This window comes from Nereida sp. NH-UV-3 (assembly GCF_042939535.1).
Lineage (GTDB): Bacteria > Pseudomonadota > Alphaproteobacteria > Rhodobacterales > Rhodobacteraceae > Nereida > Nereida ignava.
Map to the genome: position 1 here is coordinate 997,448 of NZ_CP132157.1, position 23,597 is coordinate 1,021,044.

The following is a 23,597-nucleotide window of genomic DNA, read 5'->3' on the forward strand; positions in this document are numbered from 1 at the left end:
CAGTTTTTGTTTGGGGCTGGCCTATCGTGCACTAAGCAGCTGCTTGGTTCATCTGTAAGACATATGAGCAGATTGCAGCATCGCTTAAACTGGGCTCGAAGCCAGCGTTCGCGGCAGCATGCCTAAAGGTCGGCTCTGAGCCGAAAGCACTTACAACAGCTCTACTGCCTCACTTAACTGCTCAGCGTTCACATCAATATAACTCTGAGTAGTGGAAATATGACTGTGCCCTGCCAGCTCTGCCAATAGCCGCACCCCTACTCCCTTGTTTGCGAGCCGTGTGATGTACGTGCGTCTTCCCGAATGGCTTGATGCATCCTTGAGCCCCACTGCTTTGTAGATGTCGAGGAACAGCTGGCACATAGTGTTAGCTGAGAAGTGCCCACCCTTTTGGCTCTCGAACAATGCGTGATGCGGCTTGGCTGTGCGGATTGATGCGCTGTACTCGACTAGTGCTTTGCGTAAGCGTTGGTTGAGATACACCGTGCGTGTGTGCCCACCTTTGCTTTGCTCCGCTGTAAGGATGAACTGTGTGCGTACGCTGCCTGCCCCATCAAACACGTTGCCCACTGTGAGTGCTGCGATCTCCTTTGCTCTCAACCCTGCGTAGAAGCTTGTGAGTATGATTGTCTCGTCACGCAGCGGATGACGTCTGCTGCGGCAGTACTGTATCACACGGCGCAACTGCGCATCGTTCAGTGTCTGTGCTTGGCGCATTGCGCTATCTCCTCAAAACCTAAGCATTTGTTAGCTTTGAGCATAAAGTCTGAGATATTGGTCTTCCTACCGGAAAGACGTCTTTCCTGAAGTCTATGTTTTACAATGACTTACGCAATAATCTCATACTATGTATGTTCTATGAGGTTTTGGGCTGTGTGATTGCGCTCAGTACAAGCCTTGCTGCTATGCTCCGCTGTCTACAACACATCCCTCCCAAAACATGGAGACAGCGGAACTTAGCAGCGCATTAGTACTGCGAAGCCAAGAACCTGGCATTTAAATCACGCTGTGCCAAGTTATAATCCAATCAGCGAAGTAGTAGCTGCTCAGGCTCAATTTGAAACTTTCGGCAATTTCAACTACGCAGCGTGTATGACCCTCGACCCAAAGCATAACGACTTAGTGCAGCGCAGCTCTACGATGATCCGCTCAATATTGTACGAAAGCACTGCCACTACTGATTTTCCAAGCGCTGAAGACAAAGATATCATCGATACAGCATTAGCTCATAATGACGAGATGGACGTCTCTGGCTACTTGGTCAGGACAAGATTGAAGTATTATCAGGTGCTCGAAGGAGAGCACGACGTTCTTGAGGACCTATTGGGTATGATCCAACGAGATCGTCGCCACACAAATGTCAAAATACTATCGGACAAGACCACTGACAAACGACTGTTTGCCAAGTGGGGTATGGGATACCATCTTGTAACTGAGCAAGAGCGTGACGTCTTTGTAGGTTGGGCAAAACAAGACGAAGAGTTTGTACAATGCATGATTGATTACATGCGTAAAACAGCTGCGCAGAGCTAACCGACAAAATAAGTTAACTGCATTTGCTCAAGTTCTAAGATCAGAACTCTGCCAACCCTATCGTGTATTATGTGTTTCTAGCTGTCCAAGCTCAGCTTCGCCGAGCTGACTTTCGTTGTTTGTTCAATCGCTCTCGCTCATTCACAAACACCTTCAGTCTTTTGTTTCACATTTGAGTAGATCAAACAGCTTAAGCACTATGATCATATATGAATGGGGTCTCATCCAGATTGTGTAGTCATACCAAGGCTATCCGCAGCCTTGGCATGACGAGACCTCATCCGAGTTGCTCTCGCCTGTCATAAGCGCAACCTTGTTACAGGTAGCTGGGGTTACCCTGTCAGCTTTACGCGCCACCTTTTCGGCAACACACCCAATGCATCCAAAGCTATGACTGACCATGGATACGGGCTGTGGGGTACTCTTACGAGCCTTGTCTCCCACTCCTGCCATCTCTCTTTGCAGACGCTGGATGACACAGCGACGGTTGAACATGCAGCTCGGCTACTGCGCGGCATCCCTAACATCCTCCGCCACAGCGTGACCTGTGTTCGGATCTTCTTGGGGCATCTTACGATGCATAGAGCCTGTTGCCGATCATAAAGACAGCACAACCATTTTAGTCTTCACGTATATTTATCAACGACAGCAAAAAACCGTACAAAACTGGATGCCCTTAAGAACCAGAGAACCAGAGAACCAGAGAACCAGCAAATGCACGGATTTGCTTATTGATGTTATATTCCAGTCTCAGTCACCTTTTTTACTGTCGTATGTGTACTGCCGCATCATTGCTAATCGATCGAACCCACGAGTAGTCATATATTTGCGTACTCCAGCTGTATGAGGTCGCAATTGCAGAGCCTTACGACCAAAAATTGCGCAGAAGTCATGATGCCCACGATTACCTGCTCGAAGTAAACTTTGACGCATTTTTAAAATCACAGGATGATCCTCAAACCGTGCTTCAAGGCTCTCGTAACTGGAAAACCAATCAATGGCGCGATCAAGTCGGTAACCTAGCTTTATTGGGAAGCCTTCAATTGCAAGCAGCGTACAATATTTTGCCCATTTGGCTTCATTTGCGACAAAGCTAGGGTGATCTGCTTTGTAGGTTGAAGGGAGATATTCAAGTTCGCGATACCCACCGTTAAGTTTAGCGCGAAGCAGTTTTGTTATAAGTTCATAAGATAAGTGTCGATAGATCCACATGAAGCTATGTGCGTCACCAGGCGCTAAATTCCATCTCGCAGCAGACCAAAAACTACGTTCCAGAACTGCAAAATATGAATAGCTTAAATCATATTTCGAGCCATGCTCTGCAGCCTGTCCATATTGCAAATAAAACAAGATTGGATCGATATCATAGGCATTTTCGATCACAAGACTTAGACCACAAGTATGCAACAAATCGAACAGTGTGACTTCTTCTTCAGTAAGATGAACAGCATTTGGCACGGTTATGTTTATAACGTTCATCACACCACCGCCTTACTTGCGATTACCGTCTCTTCAATAAGATCGATCAGATCACGGGCACTCCCTTTGAAGCTCTGCAGCATCTGCACAACGTCATTGCGCGTTGGTGTCAGCCCTTCGGCCTCCAGAATGACTTTAGTCCGATCAACCCAATCGAGGTTGCTTGGCGGAGTAAGATCTATCATGCGGAACCGACTAAGCAGCGCACCCATAATTTTGGCCTTATGATTGGTTGTTGCGACAAAGCGAATTAAGTGACGTTTGCTGTCCATGAAGTCTCGGAACACAGGCTGCACAGTACGCAGATCAAACGTATCAATCTCGTTGATTAAGATCAGGGCTTTGTCTGGATTGCCAAACATCTGATGATTGATCTCAGACATGATTACATCGTTGTACGATTTGCCTAGCGTCGCTCCATTGTGCTCCCAATTAATGTGCTGAATGTTGTTATTTGCAAAATAGCTTTGGGCAATCACACGCGCAGCTTCGGTTTTGCCTGCCCCGGGTGGTCCTGCCAGCAACAGCGGCTTTGATGGCGGTTGTGTGCAGTACTGTTGAATGACTGCTGCGTTCAGCGGATCGGCAATTACAAGATCAGCAAAACTGTGCGGTAGGTGTTTGAGGTCAAATGACATTGATGCCTCCATCTATAGAAAATGAGGGGGAAGATGGGGCAGCGTGCATGCTGCCCCACTTGGCGAACTGACAAGAGTTAGCCGTAGGTATGCGCTGCTGGCTTCATCGAATGAACATCACTGCTGGCAGATACTGTGGTTTTGCTGCCCATGCGGATCATTTTGGAGGCAAACTCACGCACATCACGGGCACGTTTGGTTGCCAGATCACCTGCATCCAGCTTTGCGAGGCTTTCTTGTGTGCGCTGATCAAGGTCTTTGCCTGATGAGACCAGCACAGCATCGATGATGCCTGCTTCATTGCAGCCATAGACCACAGTCCCCGTACCGTCGTCATGACAGCGGACTAGAGCCACTGCATAATCTTCTTCATAATCTGTATTGGCTTGAATAAAGCTGGGCAGCTCAAACGTAGACACGCCCACTTGCACTTCTTGAAGGCCTTCGAGCGCAAGCTTGCGGTAGTCTTCTTTGGACATGGTTGTCTTCTTAGTGGCAGTTGGCACCCGGCGCACTTCTTCTAAGCCGCCACATTCTTGCACATAGCTGGTAAAGCTTTGGTCTGGCCCCTTCATGTCATGCGCAATTGCAACCACGCGGGCATAGGCATCTTCACGGCGTCCTTGGCCTGCAAACACATAGCGGATCACTTTGAGCGCCAAACTGGTATTTGCTTGTGATTTGAACTCTAGGTCCGTCAGTAAAGCCGCAAAAGCGCGGCGCTTGCCTACTTCTGCTTTGAGCTCTGCATACATGGCGTACACACCTTCGAGGATTGCATAGAGCTCATCGTTTGATGCGCGCAGTGTACCTTCTTCCCACGTGACACGCGCAGTATGCATTGCCTCTAAACGTTTATGGATATCGGTTTTGATTTGAGATTGAACAGACATGGTTCTTCCTTTCGATTATAGCTTGCAGCCATCTGCACAGCGTTGAGTAAAAGCCCCAATCCCTATGAACAGCGTTCTAAGGAAGCAGAGGGCCACAGCACTTTAATGTCATGCTGAGACTCGTTTAATCGAAGAAGTGCCCTAGGTTTTGACTCCATATTCATCATGATGGAGATGGAGTCGTGGTTGCGGGTACCACCAAGGGCAAAAAGCAGCCACTGATATTTTTGACTGCACCGCCAGACGTAAAGCAGACAGCCGGCTCGAGGTTCCGTGTGCCGCGCAATCTGCCCTATCGTGATGCTCCTACGTATAAATCATCAATTTACTATTGGTGGTGGGCCTTTTTAAAGCGAAACCCTAGATATGCAGACACCTGTGCAAACCAAGGCACAGGTCGATCAGCAAAGCTTTACAAAGATTTTGGCAACATTTTTGAAAGTGACTTCTTAACATGGTGGCGATGCCATCAAGGTCTATTTGCTGAACAAAGCTCAGCTCAAAAATATAAAGCACCCTGCAATCAAGAAGGTAGTATCTGGTATCAAATTGACCCCAGTAGGCCATTCAGCCAAATACACGAAGAGATAAAGGCTCTTCACTTACAAGCCCACGCTATAGTGCCAAAAAAGAAGAGCCTGACCAGCTCAACCGCAAGATACCCTGTGTATGCGAATGTATCAGCACATACTTTGCATCGTATCCTCGCGATCTGGGATTTGCGCACCGGTCATCCCAAAGCATCGGCCTATGAGTTAGGAATAATAGCTGGCTACAAGGCCAACCTAATAACTACGTCCAAGTTTGGAGAAACACGCACACGACGAGCGCTGGACGCTCAAGCTCACAATAAGCGCGTGCGTGTTAGCATTGCCAATCAAGCTAATCGTTATCTACGCATTGCGGCTCGATACATCGAGAATGTCGGGTATGGTGAGTTCCCTAAAGCCGCAAATAGGTAAAAATTAGAACTCGCCAAAAATTCTATGTATCTGTTTTTAATATATAATACACCAAACACTGTGTTTGGAAATGCAGTGTTTGCTATTTCTGCCAAACACTGTGTTTTAAAGTGCAGTGTTAACACTGCATGTCAAAACAGCGTGTTTGCTCTGAACTATGTTGTCTCGTGACTGTCAATGCTGACTTTTTGCAGGGCAGAATTGCTGTGTTTGTGTTGACATGCGTCCAACTGGCTTGCGCCATCTAATACAGGCTATTCTGCAGCCACTGCCACAGGCGCTTTCTTTGTGGTTTTACGTGCAGCGCTTTTGGCCTCAGCCTCTTGGATGATCTTTACAAATCTTGGGTGCACAAAGTCAGGCTCCAGGCCTGCACACATACACACTTCATTAAACTCGCGGGATGGATAATTCCCAACCCACCGTGCTGCAGTGACAAAATCTTTATGTCCTTCATGACTGCGGTTCGCGTCACGGATGTCCCGAAGAACTTGAAACAATACTGCTTGCCATAGCAACTGGTGTGAGGATGAGTCGGACATAGAATTAGTTTAGTCAGAATGCAGCAACTGTCATTCTGATACTTTTGTGCAAAATCAATACTCGTCTGCCAACATGATCGTAAGTACACGTGCGGTGACAGCTGGATCAGTGGGGTCTGGCGATTGCATCTGTAGGTCCACGTCATAGGTATCGATCTTCCAAAAGATAGTCATGTCGCCATGAAGGAACGAGCCAAAGTCGTGTTCTCCATAGGGGTCATTGTCAGGCGTGAAAGCGCTGTACCTGCGCACTTGGTCCAGCACTGATGGTACGTCATCTAATGCCTGCACCCCTTGGGTGATCACAACACGACAGCCTGTGAATGAGCGCCGTGCGTGATCATTAAGTGCAGCTATTTTAGCTGTGATGGCATCAGGCATTTGCCGCAGCTTTGGCAGCCCCTGGCTTTAGGCGTGGTTGGCGTTCGGCCACCTTGGTGATGGCTGTGTCTAGCTCCCCTGCCGCTGCTGCATTGAGCAAGGCATCTAGCACAGCTGCTACGTCTTCTAGAGATTTGACCAGTACAGCATTGTTGGTGCCATCAGCTGCAATCACACGTGCTCCGTATCTGCACTGCACATACCACCCACCGTCTTGCTCAAAGAACCATGGGCGAATGCGGCGGTGGGTTTTGACCATCACACGCTCTCCCATGTCGTTGATCATCCACTTGTGTCGCTCAACGCGGTGATCTTCCTTTTTAAGCGCTGCCGCGTGAACCAGCTTTTGCTCTTTGAGCCCTGCGACCAGTTTATCACGTCGTGCTATGATGGGATCGCGTTTTGCACTGCGATCAACTGTCTTGAATGTGAGCTTTGCTAGATGTGTCATATCCGCTTCTCCCTGTTTGGTTACAGCTAAAGCGTATGTTCAAATGACACGACGGACGACCAAAAAGATAGTCAAGTAACTGATTATATGTGATAATATGAGATTTAGAGGGGTCTGACTTAGGTGTACTAGTAGTCACATGTATCTTCACAGGGTGACATTAAAGCAGCGTACTGCAACCGCCCTACGCCCATAAAAAAAGCGTCTAACGGTTTGCTCCGCTGACGCTGTGTTTAGCTCTTATGTCTCTGTCTGTTTGATCAAGTTCGTTTGAGCCTTTGTTGCTGTTTTGTGTTCGTTTAAACATCCTTGCTGTGTGATCTTCGTCTTACGATGTTAGTTCGAACAACAGCTCGTGAACAAGGATGTGCCAAGGTTTTGAACCTACGACATCACAGTGTTTAAATTGTCTACAGATGCTGTTGATTTGAGGGGCTTAGCCGCGCTCCATCATCTGCAAATCACCGCTTGCCTCATATGCTGCCTGTTGTGTGTGTAATGCCTGTTGTGCCTGCTTTAGCCAGAGTGGGCTGGCCGCCCTTTGAATTCGATGTGCCTTTTGTTCAGCATAGTGCTCGCTCAAGGTCTCGTGTGTAAACGTGCTCAAGTGCTGTGTACTCCAGCTTAGTTCATCAGCGATCGTACTACTGCCCAAGCGCCAATACTCATGCGTGACATAGTTTACTATGGCTCCCCGGTCTTGTGCTGGCATGATCCAGTTCTTTGCCAATGGCGCTGTTTGAGCATGATGCTGCGCCCATACAGCGTTGAGTATGCAGCACATATGTTCGGTGTCTTTGAGTGGTGCCAGCAGTGCAAAGTGTATGTGGTAGTTCTCGTGGTCTGACCCTTCATGCGCAAAGCACCACCGTGGTACCCGCATGTTTTGACGCTCAACTGCTTTACCAAAGAATGTACGATCCACTTTATTCCAATAGCTGCGCAGCAGTTTGTTGGCGCTGTGTCTGCCAATAGTTCTGCCGTTTACAAACTTGAGCGTGCCGAACACGTTCCACTCTTGGCTTAGAAGATATGCGTTTAGCTCCTGTCGTTCGTGTTTGCGCTGGTGATACGTCATGTTTGTCTCCTCGTGTATTTATCTACGAGGCGTCAAAAGCAGACAGAAACGGATGCATGCCTATGTGTTTACGGGCGGGCTCAGTGGCTGCAGGGATATCCGTTCAACGAGATAAATACAGCTGCACATATCCAACTGGAGGCAGCACATGAGCATAAGACTACTAGAGCACTTACGAGACGAATTAATACACACTGGGATTGTCCAGAACACACCCGAGTTTTGCCGCAGCAGGCTTGGGCGCAGTGAGGGCTACATCCGTGTGTTGCGCTACAACCGCATTGAGCCAAGTGTGGAGACACTGGCGATCTGCTCCAACAAGCTGGGGCATTATGCGGCGCGGCTGAATGGCTCGGAGGTTGAACAGCACAAGCAGTGGGCCGCTAGGTTAGTTGGCCTAAAGGCCCTCTGCGATCAGGCCATAGCGCGCCAAGCAGAAGCGGTGTGGCGCGAGCCTGAGAGGATGGGCGCGTGAGCTTTTATCTGAAATGGGTTCTGCAGCCCCAAAAATCTGCGCTGCGGTTTTTTGGCGGGAAGTACTTACAGAAGTTGGCTGGTGATTTTGCATCACCTCATTTTGTACAGGTGGGTGCTGGGCATGGATGACCGCGATGAACTGCGCAGATTAATCGATGTGATTGAGAAAGGCTCTGGCACGGGCAGTCTTAAGCAGGCAGTTGATGACATTAAGACCTTTGCCAATACCGCAAGCTTTCTAGCTAACAAGTTGGACACACGGCTAAAGGGTGGCGACGTCAAAGCAAAGAAGCAGCCAAAGTCACGTATGGGTAAGGCTATTGCAGCTGTGCCAAAGCCAAGTGCGCCTAAGCCCCCTACCCCAGAGCCGCAGCAGTCTGCGTCAGGCATGCCGCAGGCTACCAGTACAGCAACATCACAAGCAGACTACGACAAGCTTAAGCCACAGGGAACGCAGGGGACTGTAGGAGGCTTGTAGTGCAGTGGTATCTAATGCGCTGTGTACGCGGGCCTAAGGCGGTGAGATTGGCGGGATCACTATGTGTGAGTGTTAACGCGGGTTGGTGGATTACACGGGATTTAAGCGCACAAATGCACGGCTTTGGGGAAAAGAAGTGTGTTTGATTCACTCGTTGCGATTTGTGTTGGCAGGCATAGCTTAAATATGGTCAGCTACTGCCAGTGAAAATCACCGCTAATTTCAAGCTAGACCTGAGATGTTGATAAGCGGCTGGAAGCTATTCCGGACGCGGTAACCATCGCGGTTGCGACTGCCAGCATGAGCATCAAACCTCCCACTTGATAGGTAAGGCCCGACAAAACTGTTCCCGCAAGTCTTCCGCCTGCATTCGCCATATAATAAAACCCGATATCCATCGTGACCCGCTCTGCCTTTGTAAATGCAAGGATGAGGTATGAATGCAGCGCGGAATTAATGGCGAACAGTCCGCCAAACACCAACAAACCTGCAACCAGCGTAAGCGTTAACCAAGGTTGTGGTTCGGGTGCTATGCTTGCAGCTACGGTCAATACGGCTGGTACAGCGGCGAGCGCCCAAGCCCATTGTTTTGCGACAGTTATCAACTGTGCCTGTGTGCGCGCCTTGGAGCGCAACAAGCGTGGTGCGGCGGCTTGGATCGCACCATAAATGATAATCCAAAGCGCCATGAATGTACCGATCATAAAAAACGCCGATCGGTTACCAGCCACACTGCCATCAGAAAGAACCGCATAAAAATAAATAGGTATACCGACCACGAACCACACATCCCGTGCACCAAACAAGAATACACGAGACAACGCTAGCCAGTTTACATTGGACGATTTTGAAAAAACTTCAGAGAGCTTTGCATCTTTGCGTCCCTCTGGAAGGCCAGAAGGCATAACTACCAAAACCATCACTAATACGATCACGAGGACCGCTGCCATACCAAGCACGGCGGTTGTGAAGCCGAAGGTCGCGAGCAATGCGGTGCCCATCAGAAAGCCCAGACCTTTGACCGCATTTTTGGACCCTGTCAGCAGAGCAACCCACCGAAACAAGCCATCATCATTTTGGGGTGCAAGAATTTTAACAGCCGATTTTGAAGACATTTTAGCCAGATCTTTTGCTACGCCACTTGCACCCTGAACCAACATAACAAACGATACCGATACGCCAATCGCCCATGTCGGATCGAGTTGCGTGAGGGCTAACAGGGCCAATATCTGAATGCTCAGACCTGCATAAAGCGTAGATGTCAGTCCAAACCGCGCAGCAATCCATCCAGCGGCCAAGTTAGTTGCCATGCCCGCCAGTTCATAAAGCACAAACAGATATGCAAGCTGTACTGGTGAAAACCCAAGCGTATGAAAATGAAGCAGCACGAGCATACGTAAAGCGCCATCGGATAGCATAAATGCCCAATAAGCAGCCGTGACGGCGATATAGGCTGACAGACCCTCTGACCGTGTCGAAGTGCCCATCACAAACTGCGCCCCACCATCAGCGCAACGTCAACTAGCCGATGTGCGTAACCCATCTCATTGTCGTACCACGCATAGATTTTTACCTGCGTGCCATTGATAACCATAGTGGAAGGCGCATCCACGATACTCGAGCGTTCATCATTGGTATAATCAGTCGAGACCAACGGACGTTCCTCATATCCAAGAATGCCTTTCAATTCCTCCTCTGATGCAGCCTTAAATAGTGCGTTCACTTCGTCCACCGTTGTGCTGCGCTCCACCTCAAAGACGCAATCTGTTAGGGAGGCGTTGAGCAAAGGTACGCGTACCGCATGACCGTTCAGACGGCCTGCGAGTTCGGGATAAATCAGTGTAATTGCGGTGGCGCTACCTGTGGTGGTAGGCACTAGCGAGTTCAGGGCAGAACGTGCGCGCCGCAGGTCTTTAGCGGGCCGATCTACGATAGTTTGGGTGTTGGTCACGTCATGAATCGTAGTGATTGAGCCGTGCTTGATCCGCAAGTTCTCGTGAATGACCTTAACAACGGGCGCTAGACAGTTGGTGGTACAACTCGCCGCGGTTACGATACGGTGGCGTTCTGCATCGTAAATATGATCGTTAACGCCATAAACGATATTAGCTGCATCGCCATCCTTTACGGGTGCGGAAACTACAACTTTCTTAACACCTGCATCAAAATATGGCGCAAGTTGTTCTTCAGTTTTGAACACTCCTGTACAGTCGATTACCACATCTACTCCATCAAGCGGTAGGCCTGTGATGGCCGCAGTGCCAACAAAGGGTAGACGAGTGCCATCAATCGTCACGCTTTCTGCGTCATGAGAAAACTGAGCGCACCATCGCCCATGAACCGTATCGAATTCAAACAAATGAGCGTGCATCTCTGATGTGCCCACGGCATCGTTGATCCAAGCAACTTTCGCTCCACGCGCCAGCAGGGGTTTTAGCGCGAGCTTGCCGATGCGCCCAAGGCCATTGATTGCATATGTGGTCATTGTTGTTCGCCTTTTTTAGGAAATTGGCCAATCTCATCCAAAGACTTCTGCAAAGATAGCCGATCGAGTGATTGGAACGGTAGTGCGGTGAATGCGGCTATTCGATTATGAAGCCCATCATACATTTGACGAAATGCGAGACTTGTCTCTGCGGCAGAGCCGTCAGTCTGAATTGGATTTGATAGTCCCCAATGTGCGCTAACCGGTTGCCCTGACCATAAAGAGCACTCTTCGTTTGCAGCTTCATTACAAACGGTAAAAACGAAATCGAAGCGTGGCGCGTCTGCTCCTTGAAATTCAGCAACGTTCTTGGAGCGCAGAACTGAAACATCGTGCCCCATTTGCTCCAAAACTTCGAGTGCGACGGGGTTAAGCTCTGAGCGCGGTTTTGTTCCAGCCGAATGTGCAACAAACCGGTTCCCAGCTAAATCGTTGAGGATAGCTTCAGCAAAGATCGAGCGAGTGGAATTGCCCGAGCAGATGAACAGCACAGTGTACTGTGCGCTGCCCACAAGGCTTTCTCGGCGATGGTTTGAATAGACATCTGGAGCACAGATTTCAGGCCGTCCCCGACAGCAATCATGCATGAGGTAATCAATAGTCTGATGCGCAGTATCCATGTCGATCGCGTATCGTAGAGACGTACCAGCCCTTTCTTGAGTAACCAAACCGGCATGCATAAGAGCGTTTACATAGGTCGAGAGAGTGTTTGGCTTTAGCGCCAAGGCTCGTGCAAGTTCCGTTGCGGGGACACGGTCCGGATAGCGGCGCATAAGCAGCCGAAATAAGGCTAGCCGTTGGGGGTGGCCGAGTGTCGAGAGACGATTAGTGATATATGATTCCATAATTCACGAATATATGAAGTAGTGGGGCGAGGTAAGTGAAATATTTGTAACACAGGTCTAAGGGGTTCTAGTGTATGGACCATCTGAACGCAGGTCGCGATTGTTGTGGGAATTCTTTAGGCGCGGGGCACTTACTTCGAGCATGAGTAAATGATTATGTCTGAAAATACATGTAATAAAGGCGCCCGAAAAAATCGAGCGCCTTTGGTTCTATATGATGAAGGCATTAGTCGGTGAGGTTCATCGTGAACATAAAGATTTGTCCACCTGCGTCGCTACCGTTTGCCTGAACAGCCCCTGAGCTTTCTGAGCGCGCTTGAACAACGCCAATGTAGGTCTGATCTTGTATAGGCATTGTGCCGCGAATGTCTTGGCGTGCAGAACCTTTAAGCTCGTCCACTGAATAGAAGCTACCATCCGCTTTACGGGCAATCAGAGATGTTACAGGCCACGAACCAGAGAACTCACTTGTACCGGCTTTAGTGAATGCTCCCCCGAGAGCAGATACACCTGCCTCATAGCGTGCACTGTACTTGCCGCCTGCAAGTCCTAAAAGGTGGGCATCGGTCACATTCATGTCGGCATCAATTGTAAGCGCATATTTACGCTCACCAAAGTCATTGCCGGAGTCTTCATCAACGATGAGATACTCACCATTTGATGTTTTAGCCCAGTACAGACCGTCTGGAGCGACCATCTGCGCTACGCCTTTTTCCATGTGGATTGAGGCGTCGCCATTTACTGTTTTGCCTTCATCACCAATTTTGAGTGTCAAGGCGCCATCAACAGCCGCTACGGTACGGGTTACATTTGCTGGCAGGCTTTCTGGGAGTGTTTCTCCGTCGAAGTCAAATTTGCCGAAATCGATAGCAAACAATCCACCTTTGTTTGTCATGTTAGCGAAGTAGCGCGGTGCACCAGAAGGATCGCCTGCAACATGCTCTACTTTGCTATCACCATTAAAATAGATATGACCTTGGGGTTGTTCATCTTCTTTTTCCCAAAGCATCATCTCTGTGTCTTTGACAGCTACCGGTTTATCCCAGCCACCCCACTGGTATGAAGTTGGAACATAAGTTGCTTTAAATGATGATGGTGCACTTGCATCAGTGATGTAGTCATCAATCATTTTAGATGCTGGATTTGGTTCGGACACTAGCTGTGCGGCAGTTTCGTTAGTAACTGCCATGCCGTATAGCTTGCCAAACAGGAGTCCATTGCGGGCAAGAAACTTGTCGCGCTCATTTGCGCTTGAATAGTCTATTTTTGTACCATCAGCGTTACGATCTTTCATGCCTACATAGACTTTAAGCGGACTTGGCTCCTGACCATGATTGTAGCCTGAAGTCACAACAACCACATAGTCTTCATGACCTGAGTTGATTGGCATCATCTTTTCATAGCCAGTTTGACCAAGTGCTGGTGCAGTATAGGCTACGCCACTGGCTATATCGACCACGACGCTGGCTAGACCCAAAGTTGCAGCAGAGTCTGCTGAACCTGCGGGGAACATACGTCCAATATCCCACTCCTCAGCTGCGAGCCAAACATCATCAGCAAACCCGATGCCGTTTCCGTACTTGTTTGCTTGTTCGTACCAAGCGCCGCAAAAACTTTGGAAAAAGTAATCGGCTTCGCTGAGGCGGAAGTCTGGGCTAAATTGCACTAGGGTGCCGTCAGGACGTGTTTGGTTCCCCCATTTGCCTGAGAGATTATTGGGGTCAAACGATGGCGAGGTAACAAGTTCACCAAAACCGTTATAGACAGTGTCGAACAGCTTGCCTGATCCTTCGACCATTGATGCAGCTGCTTTATCGTTATTCATAAAGTCGGCAAATAGTGCACGATCAAAATCAATAGTGTGGATATGGGAGCCAGTAAACGAAACGCCATTCTTCATTTTCCACGGGTAGGTTTCTGGCTTTGGGGCGCTGCCCATAGTTGCATATGACTCAGACTGATATGCAACACGAACGGTGTCATTATCAGCGAGCCACGCAGCTTGGCCATCAGGGTAGCCTGTAAGTGCCATGTCAGTATTGCCGTCGACTTCGCCTATTGTCGCAAGTGCTTTGAAGTTGGCATACGGGAAGTTAGTGTTTGCGCTTTGACCATCCTAAAGCTGTTGAGTAGGCAACCCAGCCTCAGCAATCAAAGCTGTTGTTTCACCAATAACCTTTGCCCCATGCCCAGCAGAATATGCAGGCAATGCTGTAACAGCGCCAAGTGACGTGGTGAGCCAAAGTGCGAACATTGTACGATTTTTCATGAGTATATATCCGTTTGAAAAAAGTACGTTTTTTTTCCGCCGGAAATGAATCAGCTTCGTAACTGTCCTATGTATTTTATGTGATATTTCTGAATCGGTTTTGTTATAGTGTCACCCCACCGGACAACTGGACACCCCTTTAGGGGGGTGTCCGTGTCTGCCCGTCTAGATGGGGCGCGGACAAGGGCCGGACATGTTCTCAGAATTAGCCCTCTGGCATTGCATTAACGATCAACTGTTGGGAATTTGAACTAGATATGCTCCAATCTACCCTAAACACGTGCTGAAAGTCATCGCTATCTTGCTTGCAACCACCAGTGCCGCCGAATACTCTGTCCAACACGGCTTCTCCACCCTACCCTCGAAATGACATCAAAAACACACTTGTACGCACACCAACAATATCGCCGCGCAAGTCATTGATTATAAGTATTTAATTTACGCCCCCACCATTGAAAATCCTCGTGTCGGTGGTTCGATTCCGCCCCCGGGCACCATTTTACAAGCAATATCAATGACTTAGACGAGCGCCATGCACGCTTAAGTTGTGTTTTTCAAAAACACACCATAAACACACTTTTTGCCGTGTTGCTGACTATTTTAGGCGCTGAATCACGGTGTTGAACACAGTGTTGGCTAGTGCTGTGCTGCGAGCACTGTGTTGGCGGAGTTTTGAGCGAACATAGCTTGGAACACACAAGCCGTGCTCACCAAAATTGTGGGTCGGCAAATGCATCCACGCAACGGCAAGGCTCTGCTAAATTAGGCAAGGGCTTACCGTTTAAGCTTTGAGCCAACCACCCTTCGGGAAATTGTAGCTTATACGGTGCTGCAATCTGATCTTCGGCTATGACGTTAAATCCAGACTTGGTGTAATAGCCGGGGTCTCCATACGTCACGACCACATCCACTGAAGCCGCTCTCAGCTCGGTAAGTCCAAACGCAATTAACTTCTGTCCAATGCCTTGCCCTTGGACTTTAGATGCAACAGCAACAGGAGCCATAACAAATACTGCTTGATCAGAGTTTGGATATGTCAGCCGTGTGAACATAATGCTTCCAGCAATATCGGCCCCCGAAGTTGCTCCAAATACATACAAATCCTCTGGAGCCGTCTTTGCCATAATTCGACGGGTTAAATCACCTATTGCTTGCCCTTCCTCCGCACCCTCTGATGCGGAGAACGTGTTCTCAAAAAGCTCTGTAATTTCTGCAGACCTAGAAATATCAAGTTTTGTAAAATTCATAAGCTGTCTTTCGTGGCAAAGCTTTGAACATCAATACATACAATTCACCCAAAAACACCAGTTTCTGTGAGATCGAACCGCTCAAGCGTGTAGGCGTGCATTCCCATACACACACTTCCATAGACTTGTTGGTGCGCCCTGCCGTAGTGTTGCTGTGAGGAGCAGGACATGCGGCAGCTGCGTGAGGATACGCATCTGATACTAGACGGCGAGGTGCGCGTGTATCGGCGTGAGCGCAGCAAGCGCTGGCAGCGTTTGTGATTGATGGGCACACAATCCGCATCAGTACTGGCAAGCGCGATTTGGCTGAGGCCAAGGAGTATGCCCGCGAGACGTTCCTTGAGTACAAGTTCCGCCACAAGAACGACCTACCCATTGTGACCAAGAAGTTCTCTGATGTTGCTAAGCTGGCCATTGCGGATATGCGTAAGCAGCTGGATGCGGGTTTAGGGCGCAAGGTGTTTGCTGATTACATCGTGTGTATCGAGCGTTACTTGATCCCCTTCTTTGGGGCGCAGTTTGTGACCACCATCGATTACGAGAAGATACAGGCATGCGGCATGCGACAGAGGCCCTGAACTTCATGTGACAGTTTGCTACTGCAACACGAATGCCTACTCCGCAAAATTAGCTGTTCGGCTCGTCCTTCATCTCAATAAGCTGAATCAAGTTTCCGCAGGTGTCATCAATTACTGCAACGCGGACAGATCCGGCATCCACTGGCTCTTGGACAAACGACACCCTGAGCCCGCGTAGCCTTGCGCACTCTGCTTCGAGGTCTTTAACCTTAAACGAGTGGGCAGGAATACCCTCTGCGACTAATGCGTTTTAGTATGGCTGAACCGCGGGGTGGGTGCTGGGCTCTAGCAACACCTCAGGCCCGTCAGGTTGCTCAGGTGATACAACCGTCAGCCAACGATGTTCCCCCATAGGAACGCTGTTCTTCACCTTGAAACCTGGAATGCCACAGTAGAAGTTCTCGGCCCTGTCCTGGTCATCCACAAAGACGCTTGTCACGTAGATTTTCATCGGCTGCTCCAAAAGGTATCTATTGGTAAGACGATAGCAGACGTTCTTGCTCTACGCAGCATTGTTCACACTGGGCTCAAAATTGTAGTTGTCGAGGAACAGCTGGCACATTGCGTTGGCCAAGAAATGTCCACCCATTTTACGACAAACAAAAACGGCTTTAGCTGTGCGGAATTGATGCTTGATCACATAGGGCTTAGCCATACTTTCGATGGCGGGCGTTTGCCGTCTGTTTACCCGTTTGGGCGGGGTTTAAACGCTCAGATTGAGGTGCCAAACATAATTCCACTTATAGCCGCCTTAGAAGTCGCAGGTGTCCCACCGTTCCTCACTCCAGAAGAAAAATGGTACCGCTGTGAGCAGCATGAAGTTGGGAACCGCTAATTCATCGTCGTTGACCCAGATGGCTACTTACTTCGGTTCTACCAATCCCTTGGTGGCCGAGTAAAGCAATCGGATTAGCTGCCACCGTCACGCGATTAGGAATAAATTTGTGACAAAGAAGTATGCGGTGGTTTTCACACGTAGTGCCACCCAATATTCACGGATATGCGCACTCAATCGCCTGAAAACAAGAGAGTCTCGTTATCTGGGGTAGATTCCGTTTGATTTCTCCTCGATTTACTGCGATGTGACCTTCAATTAATTTTTCCAAATACGGCAGAGATCAAATGGAAGTCAGTGTACGCGACAACAACGTCGATCAAGCTCTACGCGCGCTCAAGAAAAAATTGCAGCGCGAAGGTGTGTTTCGTGAAATGAAGCTAAAGCAGCATTTCGAGAAGCCATCAGTGAAAAAAGCACGTGAGCAAAAAGAGGCGATTAGCCGCCAACGCAAGCTTGCACGCAAAAAAGCGCAGCGCGAAGGTATGCTGTAAGTTACTGCAAACCAGCTACTGTACGAATTTGATCAGCGTCCTCTTTGGTAGAGGACGCTGTTTTTTATTGCGTGGATGTCTCGGGAAAAGCGAAATGCAAATCGCTGGATAAGTTGATCTCAGGTTGGGGCATTTAAGGTCGGTCTTGCGTTCTGAAATCACCATAGCGCCTACCCAAAAAACCCAATTTTACAGAGCTTTTGGCACTAACCTGACGTCCGATACAACCAGACAGAGCCTGCTCTGGAGGACCTGCGAAAGGGCAACGCTTGCATCAATCAAACGCGCCCTTTCGAGGTAGCATTTTAATTGCTGCTGATATCGACGGTGCGCAAATATGGGCGGATTTCATCAAATCCTTGCGGGAACTTCTCCGTGGCCTCGGAATTTGAAACCGAAGGCGGAATGATCGCAAGATCACCCGGACGCCAATCAGCTGGTGTCGCAACACCATTGGCATCGCCAGTTTGCAACGCATCAATCACACGTAGAATTTCATCGAAGTTACGACCGACGCTCATAGGGTACGTCATTGTGAGACGCAGCTTTTTGTTAGGGTCGATGATGAAGACAGAGCGGACCGCAGCTGTTTGCGACTCACCTGGGTGGATCATCTCATATAGCTTCGCAACTTCACAGTTTGGGTCCGCAACAATCGGAAAACGCAACGTTGTGCTTTGAGTATCGTTCACGTCTTCAATCCACTTAAGGTGCTCTGAAACATGATCAGTACTTAGGCCAATTGGCTTCACACCGCGTTGGGCAAAGTTTTCAGCCAACTGTGCAGTCCGGCCCATTTCCGTTGTACAAACGGGTGTGAAATCCGCGGGGTGGCTGAAAAAGAACGCCCATTCGTCCCCGATCCAATCATGAAACGATATGGGGCCGTTCGTGGTTTCAGCGGTGAAATTTGGAACTGTGTCTCCAAGAAGTAGGGGCATGTTTGTCTCCGTTTAATGTCTGCAATCATTATCGTAACTATCAGCCAGCAAATCCGTGACAATGTCACCTAACTGGCATTATTTCGTATTTAATGTGGCCGTTCGGTCAGGCAAACCACGCTGCGCACTTTTGAACTGCCGCACCCTGTCACTACTGCAAACTCTCGCGCATTATTGCGATGTATTCCAAGCTTGAAAAATGGCATCACAATCCCAGAAAACGGAGCTCTGAATGACACAGTTTGATTGGACCGAACGTTTCGCCGGAACTGCCGCGCTGCCCACCGCCGTGCGTAAACGCCTGACCGCTACTGCCCGCGTGATCCATATCAAACGCGGGGAGCAGGTCTTTGGGCCGATGAATGTGCCCGAAAGCCTTTTCTTTTTGTATGACGGCCGCATTCGCGTGTCTCAAAGTTCTGATAGTGGCCGTGAGATTGTTCTTTACCGTGTCGAAGCCGGCGATAGCTGTGTTCTCACGACAGCCTGCATATTAGCCGAGGAAGCATATAACGCCGAAGGAATTGCCGAAACGGATGTGACAGCAATCGTCCTGCCCAAACCTGCGTTTGACCGACTTGCAGCAGAGGAAGACGCGTTCCGAAACTTTGTGTTTGCAGCCTACTCCCGTCGGCTTATCGACCTGTTGCGTGTTGTGGATGATGTCGCCTTCGGCAGGATCGACGTGCGTTTGGCAGAGCGGCTTTTGATGCTTGGGGATGGCTTAAAGGAAATCCGCAAAACCCATCAAGAGCTCGCCAGCGAGCTTGGCACCGCCCGCGAAGTCATTTCCCGTGTGCTGAATGATTTCCATAAACGCGACCTCATCTCGCAGTCGCGCGGTATAATTACCTTCACCAACAAGCCCGGGTTGGCCGCCATCGCGCATAGCGCGTAATAAACGCCACATTAGAGGTGGTTTGGCTTCTTATGCCTTAAGTGACAATGTCACTGAAGGCGTGGCTGTTGGGGTGTATTCTGTGGTTATGTTATCGTCCCGAGGAGGCATTCATGAACACTAATTCAGGTAGCACGGCGCGACGCTTTATGGCGGCGGCTGGCATCAAGACAGGGTGGACATAAACATGGAAACAGCTTTCACTCCTTTTGCCTCCCTTGGCGGGGGCCTCGCGATTGGTCTTGGCGCCGTCATGTTGATGCTTGGCCTTGGCCGCATTCTGGGGGCGACCGGTATCATGTCCGGTCTGGTTTTCGCACAAAACCGTGCAGAGGCATCGTGGCGCGCTGCCATGATCCTTGGCATGATCGCTGCACCCGGCGTGATCTTTTTGGTCAGTGGCACAATGCCCGCTGTCGATGTGCCAGTAAGCCCAACCATGATTGTGATCGGCGGCATCATCGTGGGGTTTGGCGCGAGCTTGGGATCCGGTTGCACATCGGGTCACGGGGTCTGCGGACTATCGCGCTTTTCCATTCGGTCGCTTGTTGCGGTGCCTACCTTTATGGCCACCGCCGGCATCACCGTCTTTATCATTCGTCACATATTCGGAGCCTGATCAATGAAACTGATTTTTGCTGGCCTCACAGGTCTTGTCTTTGGCATCGGGATCGCTCTGTCGGGTATGATGAACCCAGCCAAAGTGCTGAACTTCTTTGACATTGCAGGCACATGGGACCCGAGCCTTGCCTTTGTGATGGGTGGTGCACTGGTTGTCACAGGGATTGGGTACCGCGCTGTGTGGCGCCGCGCGCAGCCCTTGTTTGGCGGTACGTTCCAAGTGCCGAACGCAACCAATATTGATCCCAAGCTTGTCGGTGGCTCTGCGTTATTTGGCATCGGTTGGGGCATTGCAGGGTTCTGCCCCGGAGCGGCTATTCCCGCCCTTGGAACAGGGCGTTGGGAAGTGGTTCTGTTCATCGCTGCGGTGGTTGTTGGACTTGCCCTGCGACGACTGATGACCCGGATGACGACAGCCGCTGTGCCCCAATAAAGCGGTGCCCTGAATGACGACCGCTTACTGCCCGCTCACACACTCAGGGTGGCGCAAGGCTGCTGTCACCACCTGCACCTGAGACCAAGGAGATTGACAATGACGTACCCTGTAAACATGAACATCACCCCTGACGTTCAGGCCTTCTTTGATGATGCAACAAACACGATCAGCTACATCGTCGAAGACCCAACATCTGATGCCTGCGCGATCATCGACAGCGTTATGGACATATGCTAGCCCCAGTAGTGAATTAATTAGTCAAAATTTTTCCCCGAGGTTGAGGTAGAATAGCTCTGACCACATTGATATTCTTGTTAGCGTCTGCGAGTAAAGATCATGCCTATGAAAGTGATGACGCGTTAGGAATAAAATGCAAAGACAAGTCGCAACCTTATGGATCGGAAATCGGCTAGGGCCCATAGAACTTGCGTCAATACGCTCTTTCCGCAGACAAGGGCATGATTTCACACTCTTCACGTATCAAAATCTAGAAAACTGCCCCGAAGACGTGATTGTTCGCGATGCGCGGGAGATCTTTGACTGCGACCAGATCTTGGTTTTTAAAAAAAACAAAAGCCCGGCTATACACGCTGATCTTTTTCGTTACGCGCTAATAAGCCAGACGGATTTTGTTTGGGTTGATTTGGATATTGTCGCGCTGCGCCCCTTCACTTTTCCAACAGAGCATATCTACGGGTATGAAGATCAGACCTACGTTAACAACGCAGTTTTGGGACTGCCACACCACTCACCTGCATTGAATATGTTGCTAAAAATCCAACCTGGCACTAAAGGCTGTCCTCCCAATCTAAAAGGTGTGACACGACTCAAATATGGATTACGCAGCTTTGCCGCAGGAGGGCTACCGATTACTCGCTGGCCGTGGGGATCTACTGGACCAAAATTAGTAACGGGCGAGTTACAAAAAAGTGGTGAAATTGATCGTGCACAACCCATATCCGCATTCTACTCAGTCCCGCTAGCTCAAGTTGGAAGGTTCGCAGATCCTGGGGCCTATCAGTCCTCTGATGCTCCAAACGGCGCCTTTGCAGTGCATCTCTGGGCGAGCAGGCTCAACGCGTATGTAAATGAGAAATATGAGGGAGTTTTTCCAGTTGATAGTTTTGTCAGTAAGGTCTGTCGTGACGAGTGGTGATACATTAACCTTAATGTCAAGCACTTTCTTAAAAGTTGTTCGTCTTGACCGATCTGAGAAAAGAAAAACCTCAAACACTGTTAAATTGAATTAATCAACATTTCTTAATTTTAGACTTGGTGCATTCAATTACACAGCGTTATTGGAACAATTTTCGTGTGCTGCGATACTCGCTTGACCTGAGCAAGTGTTGCCGGCACCTAGCCTATTGAAGCGCCCGCTAAACAATTAAACGGACCAGACACCATGGAAAAAGTTGTTATCTGTATGAAATGGGGTGCGGGTTACGCTCCGGATTACGTGAACGTTTTGGCCTCGGCTGTGAAAAAGCATCTTAAGCAGCCGTATCGTTTTGTGTGCTTAACCGATGATGCAGCAGGTATTAGTGACGACGTTGAATGCTACCCGATACCAGAAATGGGACTAACAAAATCCAATGCGGGTTTTGGTGCTTGGCAGAAAGTCTCAATCTTCAAAGAAGATTTATACGGCTTGACCGGTCGCGCACTGTTTATCGATTTGGACTCGATGGTTTGTAATGATCTGGCACCCATGTTTGAGGTGCCTGGCGACTTGGTCATGATCAAAGAATGGAAGCGTCCAGTCGACAAAGTAAAAATCAATCCGCCCGTACGTGGTGCGTCAGGTGTACTTGCGTTTGATTTAGGGTCTCTACCTCACTTGTTCACAAATTTTGTTGAAAATCGTGAGACCCTTACGCGCGAAATACGAAACGACCAACGCTACCTATGGAAGTTCCAGAAGAATATTACGTTTTGGCCTGCAACAGATGTCATCTCTTTTAAAAGGCATTTAATGAGAGCACCGATTGTGAACCGTTTTTTACCGCCGAAAACTGTTCCAAAAGATACGCGTATCCTAGCCTTTCACGGCCGCCCCAGACCTGCAGAGATTATACCTGAAGGAAACTATCGTTGGGGTGATTTCTGGCGATGCGGGCGTGGTCCCGTGGTTTGGTTCCGTCAATACTGGCTAGAGAATGGCGGGCGTGACAACCTTGAAGAAGGGATCGGCCCCATGCGAAAAAGCAACAAACAGCCAAAGACATGAGGCGTTAGAAATTTTTTCTGACAGCGTTGTATTGCTGAATAAAGGCGTGCCAATTATCAGGCGTGTATCCTGCGAAATGATACCTTGAGTGCTCTTTCTCAATAGAACGTTTTAAACGTGACAGGTTGCTTTGGGACCAACCTCCTGATTTGCGCCTGCTACATTTGTCAAAATCAATGAGCCAAAATTTACTGTTTTGGTCCAAAAGAATGTTTCTAATATTCAAGTCAGTATGGTCGACCCCATTCGCGTGAAATCGGGCGATTGTTCCCCCTAGAGAAGCCCATGCTTCGGCATCCAAGCTATCATCCCTTAAAGCATCAAAAAACGTCTTTGCGCTTGGAATTTCTTCGATCAGGATATCTGCGCGATACATAATTCCACTTGGCACAAACCGAGCCGCTACAGGGTTAGGTACAGGCAGCTTTAGGCTTTGCATTTGCGCTAATAAGTTCAGCTCTTGATAACCACGCGACCTTTTTAAAGTGGTTCGCAAATAAAGATCTTTGTTAAGGCGACCAAGCATGCCGCCCCGACGGTAGTGGCGCAAAACCATGGATTTATCGTGATAGGTGAAGATCATCGCTTGGCCACGCCCAACACCTGCACCACGAACCTGCGTGTTTTCTCGTACCCACAATGGGTCAAACAGCGTGTCACTTACTGAAAAGCTTAAGTTGGGCCGATACCATATCAAGGCTCTATCTGCTGTATCTGTCCGAAATTCCAAATAACACTCCGCCCGTAAGCTGCCTTAAGCGGCGCCAGTCCAGTCTGTCGCAGCTATGATCATCCATATCGATGTAGCA

General features: G+C 49.2%; 28 protein-coding genes and 2 pseudogenes. 13 read left to right on the forward strand and 17 right to left on the reverse strand.

Features of this window, described 5'->3' with window-relative positions; all coding sequences use genetic code 11:
* Nucleotides 1-150 precede the first annotated feature (150 nt).
* A complete protein-coding gene (locus tag NeNHUV3_RS04935; RefSeq protein WP_391482856.1) occupies nt 151-717 on the reverse strand; it encodes a tyrosine-type recombinase/integrase in 567 nt (188 codons plus the stop codon).
* A gap of 375 nt (nt 718-1,092) precedes the next feature.
* On the opposite strand from NeNHUV3_RS04935, the gene NeNHUV3_RS04940 reads away from it, so the two are divergent.
* A complete protein-coding gene (locus NeNHUV3_RS04940; protein ID WP_391482858.1) occupies nt 1,093-1,533 on the forward strand; it encodes a BLUF domain-containing protein in 441 nt (146 codons plus the stop codon).
* Nucleotides 1,534-2,283: 750 nt separating this feature from the next.
* Here NeNHUV3_RS04940 and NeNHUV3_RS04945 read toward each other — a convergent pair.
* The 3 genes from NeNHUV3_RS04945 to NeNHUV3_RS04955 form a co-directional block, all read right to left on the reverse strand.
* Nucleotides 2,284-3,012, reverse strand: coding sequence for a hypothetical protein (locus NeNHUV3_RS04945; RefSeq protein ID WP_391482859.1), 729 nt, complete (start codon nt 3,010-3,012; stop codon nt 2,284-2,286).
* Complete coding sequence (locus tag NeNHUV3_RS04950) at nt 3,012-3,650, reverse strand: AAA family ATPase (RefSeq protein WP_391482860.1); 639 nt, start codon at nt 3,648-3,650, stop codon at nt 3,012-3,014. The genes NeNHUV3_RS04945 and NeNHUV3_RS04950 overlap by 1 nt, the downstream gene beginning before the upstream one ends.
* Nucleotides 3,651-3,727: 77 nt before the next feature.
* Nucleotides 3,728-4,543, reverse strand: a complete 816-nt coding sequence (locus NeNHUV3_RS04955) for a hypothetical protein (RefSeq protein WP_391482862.1) — start codon at nt 4,541-4,543, stop codon at nt 3,728-3,730.
* A gap of 182 nt (nt 4,544-4,725) precedes the next feature.
* Here NeNHUV3_RS04955 and NeNHUV3_RS04960 point away from each other — a divergent pair, with 182 nt between their 5' ends.
* Nucleotides 4,726-5,505, forward strand: coding sequence for a hypothetical protein (locus tag NeNHUV3_RS04960; protein ID WP_391482863.1), 780 nt, complete (start codon nt 4,726-4,728; stop codon nt 5,503-5,505).
* A gap of 254 nt (nt 5,506-5,759) precedes the next feature.
* On the opposite strand, the gene NeNHUV3_RS04965 is transcribed toward NeNHUV3_RS04960, so the two are convergent.
* The 4 genes from NeNHUV3_RS04965 to NeNHUV3_RS04980 form a co-directional block, all read right to left on the reverse strand.
* The gene (locus NeNHUV3_RS04965) at nt 5,760-6,047 is read right to left on the reverse strand and encodes a hypothetical protein (protein ID WP_391482865.1); all 288 of its coding nucleotides are present in this window, start codon (nt 6,045-6,047) and stop codon (nt 5,760-5,762) included.
* Nucleotides 6,048-6,101: 54 nt separating this feature from the next.
* A complete protein-coding gene (locus tag NeNHUV3_RS04970) occupies nt 6,102-6,428 on the reverse strand; it encodes a DUF3768 domain-containing protein (protein ID WP_391482866.1) in 327 nt (108 codons plus the stop codon).
* Complete coding sequence (locus NeNHUV3_RS04975) at nt 6,421-6,879, reverse strand: hypothetical protein (protein ID WP_391482868.1); 459 nt, start codon at nt 6,877-6,879, stop codon at nt 6,421-6,423. The genes NeNHUV3_RS04970 and NeNHUV3_RS04975 overlap by 8 nt, the downstream gene beginning before the upstream one ends.
* Before the next feature lie 436 nt (nt 6,880-7,315).
* The gene (locus NeNHUV3_RS04980; protein WP_391482871.1) at nt 7,316-7,957 is read right to left on the reverse strand and encodes a hypothetical protein; all 642 of its coding nucleotides are present in this window, start codon (nt 7,955-7,957) and stop codon (nt 7,316-7,318) included.
* Nucleotides 7,958-8,105: 148 nt separating this feature from the next.
* Between NeNHUV3_RS04980 and NeNHUV3_RS04985 the strand changes: the two genes are divergently transcribed.
* Nucleotides 8,106-8,432: a DUF6626 family protein gene (locus tag NeNHUV3_RS04985; RefSeq protein WP_391482872.1), complete on the forward strand. Its 327-nt coding sequence runs from the start codon at nt 8,106-8,108 to the stop codon at nt 8,430-8,432.
* A 123-nt stretch (nt 8,433-8,555) separates the two neighbouring features.
* The gene (locus NeNHUV3_RS04990; protein ID WP_391482874.1) at nt 8,556-8,912 is read left to right on the forward strand and encodes a hypothetical protein; all 357 of its coding nucleotides are present in this window, start codon (nt 8,556-8,558) and stop codon (nt 8,910-8,912) included.
* A 227-nt stretch (nt 8,913-9,139) separates the two neighbouring features.
* On the opposite strand, the gene arsJ is transcribed toward NeNHUV3_RS04990, so the two are convergent.
* From arsJ to NeNHUV3_RS05020, 6 genes are all read right to left on the reverse strand, one after another.
* Entirely contained in the window at nt 9,140-10,399 is a 1,260-nt protein-coding gene (gene arsJ / locus NeNHUV3_RS04995) for an organoarsenical effux MFS transporter ArsJ (RefSeq protein ID WP_391482875.1), read from the reverse strand.
* Nucleotides 10,399-11,397: an ArsJ-associated glyceraldehyde-3-phosphate dehydrogenase gene (locus NeNHUV3_RS05000; protein WP_391482877.1), complete on the reverse strand. Its 999-nt coding sequence runs from the start codon at nt 11,395-11,397 to the stop codon at nt 10,399-10,401. Before NeNHUV3_RS05000 ends, arsJ begins: the two co-directional genes overlap by 1 nt.
* Nucleotides 11,394-12,242 (reverse strand): helix-turn-helix domain-containing protein, encoded by an 849-nt coding sequence (locus NeNHUV3_RS05005; RefSeq protein ID WP_391482879.1) that lies wholly within the window; start codon nt 12,240-12,242, stop codon nt 11,394-11,396. The genes NeNHUV3_RS05000 and NeNHUV3_RS05005 overlap by 4 nt, the downstream gene beginning before the upstream one ends.
* A 226-nt stretch (nt 12,243-12,468) precedes the next feature.
* On the reverse strand, nt 12,469-14,274 hold the full coding sequence (locus NeNHUV3_RS05010; protein WP_391482881.1) for a hypothetical protein: 1,806 nt from the start codon (nt 14,272-14,274) through the stop codon (nt 12,469-12,471).
* 84 nt (nt 14,275-14,358) lie between these two features.
* Nucleotides 14,359-14,511, reverse strand: a complete 153-nt coding sequence (locus NeNHUV3_RS05015; RefSeq protein WP_391482883.1) for a hypothetical protein — start codon at nt 14,509-14,511, stop codon at nt 14,359-14,361.
* 707 nt (nt 14,512-15,218) lie between these two features.
* Complete coding sequence (locus NeNHUV3_RS05020; RefSeq protein ID WP_391482885.1) at nt 15,219-15,758, reverse strand: GNAT family N-acetyltransferase; 540 nt, start codon at nt 15,756-15,758, stop codon at nt 15,219-15,221.
* A 257-nt stretch (nt 15,759-16,015) separates the two neighbouring features.
* Between NeNHUV3_RS05020 and NeNHUV3_RS05025 the strand changes: the two genes are divergently transcribed.
* On the forward strand, nt 16,016-16,336 hold the full coding sequence (locus tag NeNHUV3_RS05025; protein ID WP_391482887.1) for a hypothetical protein: 321 nt from the start codon (nt 16,016-16,018) through the stop codon (nt 16,334-16,336).
* A gap of 49 nt (nt 16,337-16,385) precedes the next feature.
* On the opposite strand, the pseudogene NeNHUV3_RS05030 reads toward NeNHUV3_RS05025, so the two are convergent.
* Nucleotides 16,386-16,787, reverse strand: a pseudogene (locus NeNHUV3_RS05030) (VOC family protein).
* 126 nt (nt 16,788-16,913) lie between these two features.
* On the opposite strand from NeNHUV3_RS05030, the gene NeNHUV3_RS05035 reads away from it, so the two are divergent.
* Both NeNHUV3_RS05035 and rpsU read left to right on the forward strand, forming a co-directional pair.
* Nucleotides 16,914-17,171: a hypothetical protein gene (locus NeNHUV3_RS05035; RefSeq protein WP_391482888.1), complete on the forward strand. Its 258-nt coding sequence runs from the start codon at nt 16,914-16,916 to the stop codon at nt 17,169-17,171.
* Between the two features lie 287 nt (nt 17,172-17,458).
* The gene (gene rpsU, locus NeNHUV3_RS05040) at nt 17,459-17,665 is read left to right on the forward strand and encodes a 30S ribosomal protein S21 (RefSeq protein WP_048600059.1); all 207 of its coding nucleotides are present in this window, start codon (nt 17,459-17,461) and stop codon (nt 17,663-17,665) included.
* Nucleotides 17,666-17,970: 305 nt separating this feature from the next.
* Here rpsU and NeNHUV3_RS05045 read toward each other — a convergent pair whose 3' ends face one another.
* Nucleotides 17,971-18,606, reverse strand: a complete 636-nt coding sequence (locus NeNHUV3_RS05045; RefSeq protein ID WP_391482890.1) for a peroxiredoxin — start codon at nt 18,604-18,606, stop codon at nt 17,971-17,973.
* A gap of 232 nt (nt 18,607-18,838) precedes the next feature.
* Here NeNHUV3_RS05045 and NeNHUV3_RS05050 point away from each other — a divergent pair, with 232 nt between their 5' ends.
* The 6 genes and pseudogenes from NeNHUV3_RS05050 to NeNHUV3_RS05075 all read left to right on the forward strand — a co-directional run bounded on the left by NeNHUV3_RS05050 (nt 18,839) and on the right by NeNHUV3_RS05075 (nt 22,788).
* A complete protein-coding gene (locus NeNHUV3_RS05050) occupies nt 18,839-19,504 on the forward strand; it encodes a Crp/Fnr family transcriptional regulator (RefSeq protein ID WP_391482892.1) in 666 nt (221 codons plus the stop codon).
* Nucleotides 19,505-19,691: 187 nt separating this feature from the next.
* A complete protein-coding gene (locus NeNHUV3_RS05055; protein ID WP_391482894.1) occupies nt 19,692-20,123 on the forward strand; it encodes a YeeE/YedE family protein in 432 nt (143 codons plus the stop codon).
* Nucleotides 20,124-20,126: 3 nt separating this feature from the next.
* Nucleotides 20,127-20,558, forward strand: coding sequence for a DUF6691 family protein (locus NeNHUV3_RS05060; protein WP_391482895.1), 432 nt, complete (start codon nt 20,127-20,129; stop codon nt 20,556-20,558).
* 99 nt (nt 20,559-20,657) lie between these two features.
* A pseudogene (locus NeNHUV3_RS05065) lies at nt 20,658-20,792 on the forward strand (MBL fold metallo-hydrolase); the annotation flags it as partial.
* Nucleotides 20,793-21,069: 277 nt separating this feature from the next.
* Nucleotides 21,070-21,717, forward strand: a complete 648-nt coding sequence (locus tag NeNHUV3_RS05070) for a hypothetical protein (RefSeq protein WP_391482897.1) — start codon at nt 21,070-21,072, stop codon at nt 21,715-21,717.
* A 246-nt stretch (nt 21,718-21,963) separates the two neighbouring features.
* Entirely contained in the window at nt 21,964-22,788 is an 825-nt protein-coding gene (locus NeNHUV3_RS05075) for a hypothetical protein (RefSeq protein WP_391482899.1), read from the forward strand.
* 4 nt (nt 22,789-22,792) lie between these two features.
* On the opposite strand, the gene NeNHUV3_RS05080 is transcribed toward NeNHUV3_RS05075, so the two are convergent.
* Nucleotides 22,793-23,518 (reverse strand): 3-deoxy-D-manno-octulosonic acid kinase, encoded by a 726-nt coding sequence (locus tag NeNHUV3_RS05080; protein ID WP_391482900.1) that lies wholly within the window; start codon nt 23,516-23,518, stop codon nt 22,793-22,795.
* Between the last annotated feature and the right edge of the window lie 79 nt (nt 23,519-23,597).